Origin of the sequence: Caldibacillus sp. 210928-DFI.2.18 (assembly GCF_020554505.1) — a bacterium.
Taxonomy (GTDB): Bacteria; Bacillota; Bacilli; order Bacillales; family Caldibacillaceae; genus Caldifermentibacillus; species Caldifermentibacillus hisashii.
Genome location: NZ_JAJCHL010000111.1, coordinates 1 through 8,799, shown reverse-complemented (window position 1 = coordinate 8,799; position 8,799 = coordinate 1). Strand labels below are relative to the sequence as shown.

Below are 8,799 nucleotides of genomic sequence, written 5' to 3'. Positions count from 1 at the left end.
GTTATTTGTAGTACGTACCGTGAAGGTACGTTTATTTTTTTATTTCGGGCTTACAATGAATATATAGAATACCTTAATAGATATGAAGATGGGATGTTTGATGGTGTCATATATGATATTGCCATTGAAGTCGAATATATCTTGTTTCAAAACAGAGATTTCCTACTAAGATTTAATAATCAGCAGGCTGTTGCATTTGAGGACAACCCAAGAAAAAGAGTGTATATTCCAGAATGGGTAAAGCGTGCAGTACTGTTTAGGGACAAAGGTCGTTGTGTTTTCTGTAAAAGGGATTTAACTGGATTATATTCATTATTAGAAGATAATGAAAAACATTTTGACCATATTGTATCATTAAATGAGGGCGGAATAAATGATGTGTGTAACATTCAATTATCATGTCAAGATTGTAATTTAAAAAAATCAGATAGTAGTAAAACAAGCACATTGTATCAAAGTGCGTATTAAATATTGATAGAAACAATGTTATGTAGAAACAACGGAAAACTACCTAAATATAGTTTGGAGGAATCATGATGAGTAAGCTGATTGATGATAGCATAACGATATACGAGGCATTGCAAAATATCAAAAACGGCAAGTTTGTTATGCCGGCATTTCAAAGACAGTATGTTTGGGGCATGGAGCAAATAGAAAAGCTGTGGGACTCTATTTTGCTTGATTACCCAATTGCCACATTCCTGTTTTGGCATGTGGATGATGACAATGTGACCTGGGATACATACTTCTGCAACTTCCTGTCTGAGGTAACCTTTGATAGCAGAAAACAGGCAGACAGTGTAAATTATGAACTAAGTAATATTGATGTAAAGATTACAGATACAGCAGTACTTGATGGCCAACAGAGATTAACATCCTTGTTCCTTTCTCTTTTGGGAAAAGCATATATTCGTCAGAAATTCGCAAGAAGAAATAATAACGGTGGATTGGTTACAAAATTACTGATTGAACTGAATAAGAATAAGCTGACTGTTGATGAAGAGGAATACAATAGTAAAAAGTATGATATCAAGTTCAGTGAGAAAGTTGGTAAGCTAAGTCCGACACAGTTTGAAATTAAAAACATCCTAGATAAGAAATTTCAGGATGAAACAACAAGATCACAAGCTATAGAGGCTGCCATAGTTAATGTTCCCGCAGATAGCAAAGAGTATGCAAGGGAAATCCTGAACAAACTTTACAATAAAATATTTGTGGAAAAGCTGATTCGCTTTACGGAAATCCAGGATATGAAGCAGGACGACGCTCTGGAAATGTTCGTAAGATTTAACAGTGGTGGTAAAGCGCTACGCAAGTCTGAAATAACGATGTCTATTCTTGAGGCTTACTGGCCAAGTGCTAAGACTGAGTTTGGGAAACTGCTTACTGATTCCTATGACGGTTTTGGATCTGATTTTATTATCCGTTCTGCTCTTATGCTTTATGGTGATGTTGTTAAATCTAATATTAGTAAGCAGATAGCAGAGGAACTTAAGAATAACTGGAATGAATTCAAAAAGGCATTTAAAACTTTGGAAATTGTGCTAAAAGGAATGAAGATTGAGGTCAGCCGCTTTTCAAGTAGCTGGAACGTACTTCTTCCAATTGTCTATTTCATTTATTACAATCCTGATTATAATAACAATCTTGAGGGTATCCGTGCCTACTTGGTTAGAGCAGTGCTGTTCACGTATTTCCAATCTGGCACAACAGGGAAACTGCAGCAAATGAAGAGCAATATCAACAGCAATGATCAAGAAATCACGGTTGATATGCTTGAACAGATGAATGACCTTAGAGTAACAGATGGAAAAATTGAAGACATTCTGAATGCAGAAAAGGGAAGCAGAGTTGCAGGAGAGGCTTTATACTATTTGAGCCTTGATTGGAGAAATAAGAATTTCAAGTATGAACAAGACCATCTCCATCCGTTTGACAGATTTGATGGCAGTAAGCCGATATCCGTTTCTATGGAAGATTGGAGACGATGGAGGGGCAACCGTAATAGACTTTCGAATTTACAACTTCTCGAAGGTAGAAGTAACGGCAGTAAAAAAGATATGCGTCTGGCGGATTACTACAATGATATGAACGATGAGCAAAAAGCAGAATTCTGTAAGCAGGCTATGATTCCAAAAGATGTTTCACTTGAAATAGAGGACTTCGAAAAGTTTTATGATGCAAGAAAAGCAATTCTTACAGAAAGGATACGTGAGTTGTTAGGGTAATACCTTTGCTCCATGTTAGTGAAAAGTTCGAGGTGGTTTAAATGCTAAGTATTGAGGAATACATTGCGCGTAGAAAAAAAGAAGATAAACTCAATGAATTTGACATTGATGCTCGTACTCATAATATGAAAATCTGTGTTGATTATGTATTCGAGTATTTTAAAAACTATCTGAATATTACGGAATCTGAAGAAAAAACAGTACTCCATAATGAAAAGCTAGAGAAGTATCGGAAACAGCTTAGGGAATATGATCCTGAAGTTCGAGAATGGGTTGTTGGTACGTATAATGAATATGGGAAGCAAATACACAAACACATAGGAAATGTTATGAAGGAGAATGAGTTTTTCTTTCTGTATAGTACTGATAGTGAATTTAGAAATGCTTCCTATGATTGCTATTCGCAACTAATTAAAAAGTTTCCGTTTCTTAAGGACCAAACAGAGTTTCTTTTTCTTTTTATAAAAGACTATCATAGGGTAGAAAGCGAACAAAGGTTTAATTTCGGAATGCCATCAATAACAGAAGAAATAACTGATTGGATCGATAAAACCTGGGCAAAGTATCAGGTTAATCTTCTTGCCTTTGCCTATAGTTGGATAAATAGTTTTTATGACAACGAGGATGTTTGGCCGTCAACACATAGAAAGAAGAGTCAATATACTTGGAGGAAGTACGATTACGATTATAAGCAGAAAAGTAACCTCTTTAACCTAGATTCACTATATAGAAAGATGCCGAAAAAATCCTTTACAAAAGGAAAAAAGCAAGAATTTGAAATACTGTTTATGTACTATTGGCTTCATGACATGGAAGGCGATAATGATTACTGGCAGGAGTATTTAGAAATGGTGTTACCTGCTTTGAAAAAGCAATAGATATTAAACATTAATGGGGTGAAAAAATGAATGATAAAGAAATAATTCTTTCAAAAATTGCGGAAATTCTTAGTAGACCAGGCTTTTTTATAAGGAAAAATTCAGAATTTAAGGCTAGATTAAAATGCGTTGGACTTAATGATCTTTATGAAAAATATATGGATTACCTAGTGCCGTATTTCTACAATCAAGGCTATGCACACAAATTTGAGAATAATAACGAGGAATACGATGTGTTTCTAGGTTTAGATAGTATTTTCTCGGATTTGTATAAGGAAAATAGGCATGAAGATATTATCAATCTGCTAAAAGAAATAACTAAATCTTTCAATGTAAGATATATTTCTGAAGAAAGCGATGAAGACTTTGAAGAACTAGCTAAACTATACGAGATTTTAGGGTTAAGTATAACCATTGAATTTGATAAAGTTAAAGTTTCTGCTTGCATGGAAAGTGATTTTGCCAGAGTAAGTGAGATGTTTTCTGTTGAATCATGGATAAAAAGTAACCACAAAGAAGTATATGATGCTTACAAATCGGCAATTGATGCTTATACACAAGGTCATTCAGGAGCTTGTATTGAATCATGTAGGACAAGTATCGTAAGTATATTTTCAAAATATAAAGGGACTGAAAATTTCGCAAAGTGGATGAGAGGTGTATTTAACACTAGCGGAGACAGTGCAACTGCAACGGTCGCCGACTTAGATAGGGCTCTTAAATCAGATCTAAAAAAAGAAGATTTAGCAGATTTTTTTAACGAAAATAAAGATGGAAAGCTGACAAAGACCAAAACAATTTATATGATTTACTCTATGATGTCTGATTACGGGACTCATAGGAATGAGAATACTATTGAATCGCCAACAATTGAAGATGCACTGTTTTGTTTGAGACTAACAGATAGCATTTTATTTTGGGTATATTCAAAAAACAAATAGTGATTTTTGAATGAAGGGGTGAATAATATGTCCGACGTAAAAAATGCATATGATCAGATTATTGATTTCTTGAACAATGAAACAGAAAAAACATTATTACTACGAGGTATTGCTGACAAGGAAAAGCATCAGGCTCTTCTTAAAGCTTTGAATTCTCAAGGGAACTTGAAAGGACTAATTAATTTAATTCATACAACAAAAGATGGAATGGATAATTTTTTTCGATGGGCGGAACTTTATAAAGTTAACGTACCGAAGAAATATGGGCAAGGAATGAAATTATCCAATCTTACAATCTTCTTTGATAATCTAACCACTAAAGGCAATAGTGAAAAATACGATAATTATGAATTTGACTTTATGATTATATGGCCGATTCAAAGTGTAACAAAAAATGAAAAAGAAATTCAGATGTTAAAAGAAATGGCTGAACGTCAAAAAACCAAAAAAATCATATATCTTACAATTAAGGAGCCTTGGTACAACCCTGATTCTTTAGACCCTATTGTGGATCGAGTGATAAAACTGGACTGTGAGAATGATGACCCAAAAGAATATCAGCGTATTCTAGCCGCCTACGAAGAGGATATGAAAAGGCGCTATTAAGTTAGATTATGTGAATTAACAGTATTACCTGGGAGGAATTTAGCATGGCTACTTTTCGGGATGTTATGAAATTAGATAGAAATTTGAACGGAGGGATTACATGGTAAGTAAAACTGACGCCATTGAGATAATAACATACGCTGAAGAAAATGGAATTAACATATGGATTGATGGAGGTTGGGGAGTAGATGCATTATTAGAAGAAGAAACAAGAGCACACAACGACATTGATTTATTTGTGGAGGAAAGTAATAGTAAAAAGTTTGTTGAGATATTAAAAGAAAAAGGTTTTGTTGAAGTTACAGAAGCATATACCACCACATCTCACACGGTTTGGAAGGATACTAAAGGTAGGATAATTGACCTTCATATATTTAAGTTCAACGAACAAGGATACATTGTTTTTGAAGGAGAAGCATATCCTCCAAAAGTATTTAGTGGTATTGGGAAAATAGGCGATAAAATGGTCAGATGTATTGATGCTGAAAATCAAGTGTTATTTCATCTAGGCTATGAGCATGATGAAAATGATATGCATGATGTAAAACTATTGTGCGAGAGATTTAATATTCCTGTTCCGAGTGAATACAAGTAACAAACGGATTCCAATTTTAAGCTGAAGAGCACGTTCAATTTAACTAAGCTAATGTAGTCGATATGTTCCCGTCTACCGATAGTGTCAAAAATGCAGTGGATATGTTTCCGAGAACGGACATACTCAAATGACATTCATTCTATCCTCTCGAGCCATGTGGAGACGGTAGTATTGATGTCTAGGGAAGAAACACAGAAGTAATTGAAGCATTGATATAGCAAGGTTTATAGGGTTTCGCCTAAGTTTATTTTAAGTGAATAAACAGGTGAAACCCTTTTTGTTATTTGGGTTAGAAGGACTGAAAATTGGGGTTGAGTTGATAGGATAGATTTCCAGTAGGGGAGTTGACAGGATAGATAAATGAAGGAAATCATGTTATATTTAGACTAATTAACATTGCGAAAGTACATTTATTGTAATTAGTCTAAATGTGTTATTTACAATATGATTTCTGGAGGATAAGAAAATGTCTGAAAATAGAAAGGTCCATTTCATTCCACCAAGACCTGTACAACGTGAAAAACGAGTAGGAATATATTGTCGAGTCAGCTCAAACAGCATGGAACAATTAAATAGTCTAACAAACCAAGTGTCTGCATTTACACGATTAATAGCGGCTACACCGAATTGGTTGCTTGTTGACACATATATAGATATTGCATCAGGGAAAACGGGGTCTAAACGTAAAGAATTTATGCGTATGTTAGAAGATTGTCAGGCAAACAACATAGAAATAGTTATAACTAAAAATATAAGTCGATTTGGTCGTGATACGGTTGAAGTGCTAGAGTCACTTCATAAGCTGAGAGAATATAATGTTCCTGTAATATTTGAACAAGAAGGACTTGATACAGCCGATACAGATAGTGAACTGATGATTTCGATTATCGAATCGATTGCACAAGCGGAAAATGAATCTCGTAGTGAAAATATTAAATGGGGTTACAGACGCCATGCAGCACAAGGTACGTCAAAATTATATAACCGAAAATGTTATGGCTATGAAAATGACACAGCTGGAGAACTAATCATTAAGAAAGATGAAGCTAAAAATGTCCGATTAATTTTTGAACTGTATTTACGCGGGCTTAGCATTATTGGTATAAAGAGGGAGTTAGAAAAACGAGGAATTAAAACACCAACCGGAAAAGAAAAATGGAGCAAAAGAACAATTGATGTCATGCTGAGCAATGAGAAATATATTGGTCTAGTAAGATTACTCAATGCAGGAGAAAATCAAGAGCATTATGTGTCTGAAAACAATCATCCAGCAATCATTTCAAAAGAGCAATTTGAAGCGGTGCAGATTGAGAAGAAAAAAAGAAGTAATGTTGTGAAAACTGAAGGTGGTAATAAGAGGAGGAGTAGAAAGTACAGTAGCAAGATAATAAAAGAAAAGTAAAGAAAGGTGGAACAGTCATGTCGGAGCCAATGGTAATAGCCCTGATTAGTGCAGGCGCAACTTTAATAGTCACTGTAGTAACATCGATTTTAAATGTACGTACAGAAGTGTTTAGAAATAAATTTAACACACATCAAAAAAGACTAGAAACCAAGAAGGAAAACTTAAATAATGTATATAGACAATTAATCTCTATAATTAATCTTTATCCAAGTTCATCGCCAAACGATATTTTGAAACATATCGAGCATGCACCCGGTTATTCAATGGAATACTATGATGCAGTTTTAAGAAGTCTTGATCATCAAATTGAAAATTTAAAAAAACAGTTAAATACTAATAATATAAATTATGAACAGAAATCCCATTTAGAAATTGAAATATCAAATCGTGAATATGCTAAAAACAAAATATCGGAAAATAAAAAAAGATACAATATGGCTAAAGCAGAGTATGAGAAATTTTGTAAAACTGACAAGGTAGTATTTGATCTTTATGCGGGACAGGAAGTAAGAAATTCTCTTGTTTCATTTGAAGTTGTTATTCATAACGTGTTTATTTCAGGTAAAAGTGCAGGTGAAGAGAGTGATCCGATAAATAATTTAATTCGTGCATCCCGTAGAAGTTTAATAAATAGTATGCGGAGTGACCTTGGTATAACTGATTAAATTTTATCTTAAATAGCCTAATTGATACTGGTTTAAAGTGGGAGTTAGAAAAGCGAAGAATTAAAATACCTACTGGAAAAGAAAAATGGAGTAAACGAACGATTGATGTCATGCTCAGCACCGAAAAATATATCGGTGTTGTAAGATTACTAAATGCTGGAGAACATCAGGAATATTATATTTCGGAAAATAATCACCCAGCAATCATTTCAAAAGAGCAGTTTGAAGCGGTGCAAATTGAGAAGAAGAATAGAAGTAATGTTGTGAAAGGAAAGAGTGGAAATCGGAGGAGGAGTAGTAAGTATAGTTCGAAGAAGGGAAGATAGAAATGAATGGAGAAAATCTAAAAATGAAAAATGAGGTGGGAAGAAAGAATACAATTAATATAAAAACCTGGAATGTTGATTGGTTTAGAAATAAGAAGAGGTCGGGGCAAGAATGGGAATATAATGAAAACGATTGTGATTTAAATGCATACATTAATATTGTAAAAGATATTAAAGATTTTTTGGATAGTCGACAAAATGCAATCGTATTATTGCAAGAAGTTCCTTATAAAATAAAAGATGGTGCAATGTGGTTAGAATGCGACTATCATAAGAAACTGCACAATGATTTTCCTACCAATGAATTTGAAATAGTTGAAAATATATCTAGGAATTATATAACAAGGTGTACTATTGCAATTTTCAAAAAAAGAATATTTAGTAGAGATTTAAACTTTAAGCCCTGTAACAATAGAATAATTGGACTAAACCTTGGTGATGACATAACAGTTTTGGGTGTACATATGCCTACTAACTTTAAAGAAGATGATCAAAATGATCATATGTGGCGAGAATTAATTGAGTATACTACTGATAAGAAAGCCAAAAAGGAAAAACTTATTATCGCAGGAGATTTTAATGGATATATTGGATGTAAAAATAAATTAACAGAAAAAAGATTTATAGAGCTAGCTAGAGTTGCAAAAGATATAGTATCTGATGATACCCCAACTTATATTGGGCAAACACCGATTGATCACATATTTATTAATTTTAACTCAGATCTAGACTATAAAGTTGTTATTGAAAAAGATTGGGGCAATAGTGATCATAAGTATTTACAAGCAGAATTAAAATATTAATAACCTTTAAGTTTGTAAAATGTATAATAGCCTAATCAAAAAGAACATTAGAGTTGATAGAATAGAGGTCAAACCCCTATAAATACAGACTTTTTGCTAGTTCCATCAAACTTTAAAATAACCTAAGTACATCACGTTGAGTGCGTGACATTGATGTCAAGGGTTGAGAAGTAGGGGGTATTCAAATAAAGGGTTTTCAAGATTGTAAGATTTTCTGTCTGATGTCTGGCAGTCCTCTTAACCTTGGAAATCCTTATTTTTATTTATTGAGGAAACAGGTCGACTGTAAAAAAGTGTGTAGGGTTGAGTTGACAGATTAGATAAAATCGTAGGGTCGAGGAGATAGGATAGA

General features: G+C 33.7%; 10 protein-coding genes. All 10 read left to right on the top strand.

What is annotated here, in order from left to right; all coding sequences use genetic code 11:
* Positions 1-468 (top strand): HNH endonuclease (locus LIZ98_RS15885; protein WP_227140219.1); only part of this gene is annotated, 468 nt, incomplete at its 5' end.
* Positions 469-536: 68 nt separating this feature from the next.
* Positions 537-2,228, top strand: a complete 1,692-nt coding sequence (locus LIZ98_RS15880; protein ID WP_227140218.1) for a DUF262 domain-containing protein — start codon at positions 537-539, stop codon at positions 2,226-2,228.
* A 41-nt stretch (positions 2,229-2,269) separates the two neighbouring features.
* The gene (locus tag LIZ98_RS15875) at positions 2,270-3,106 is read left to right on the top strand and encodes a hypothetical protein (RefSeq protein WP_227140217.1); all 837 of its coding nucleotides are present in this window, start codon (positions 2,270-2,272) and stop codon (positions 3,104-3,106) included.
* A gap of 26 nt (positions 3,107-3,132) precedes the next feature.
* A complete protein-coding gene (locus tag LIZ98_RS15870) occupies positions 3,133-4,047 on the top strand; it encodes a hypothetical protein (protein WP_227140216.1) in 915 nt (304 codons plus the stop codon).
* Between the two features lie 27 nt (positions 4,048-4,074).
* Entirely contained in the window at positions 4,075-4,653 is a 579-nt protein-coding gene (locus LIZ98_RS15865) for a hypothetical protein (RefSeq protein WP_001286136.1), read from the top strand.
* Between the two features lie 100 nt (positions 4,654-4,753).
* Positions 4,754-5,248 carry a nucleotidyltransferase domain-containing protein gene (locus LIZ98_RS15860; RefSeq protein ID WP_000253894.1) on the top strand — a complete coding sequence of 165 codons (495 nt, stop codon included), beginning with the start codon at positions 4,754-4,756 and terminating at the stop codon, positions 5,246-5,248.
* Between the two features lie 466 nt (positions 5,249-5,714).
* Entirely contained in the window at positions 5,715-6,650 is a 936-nt protein-coding gene (locus LIZ98_RS15855; RefSeq protein WP_227140215.1) for a recombinase family protein, read from the top strand.
* Positions 6,651-6,667: 17 nt separating this feature from the next.
* The gene (locus LIZ98_RS15850) at positions 6,668-7,318 is read left to right on the top strand and encodes a hypothetical protein (protein WP_227140214.1); all 651 of its coding nucleotides are present in this window, start codon (positions 6,668-6,670) and stop codon (positions 7,316-7,318) included.
* 5 nt (positions 7,319-7,323) lie between these two features.
* Entirely contained in the window at positions 7,324-7,644 is a 321-nt protein-coding gene (locus LIZ98_RS15845; protein WP_309240466.1) for a recombinase family protein, read from the top strand.
* A 2-nt stretch (positions 7,645-7,646) separates the two neighbouring features.
* On the top strand, positions 7,647-8,447 hold the full coding sequence (locus LIZ98_RS15840) for an endonuclease/exonuclease/phosphatase family protein (RefSeq protein WP_227140213.1): 801 nt from the start codon (positions 7,647-7,649) through the stop codon (positions 8,445-8,447).
* The last annotated feature ends 352 nt before the right edge of the window (positions 8,448-8,799 follow it).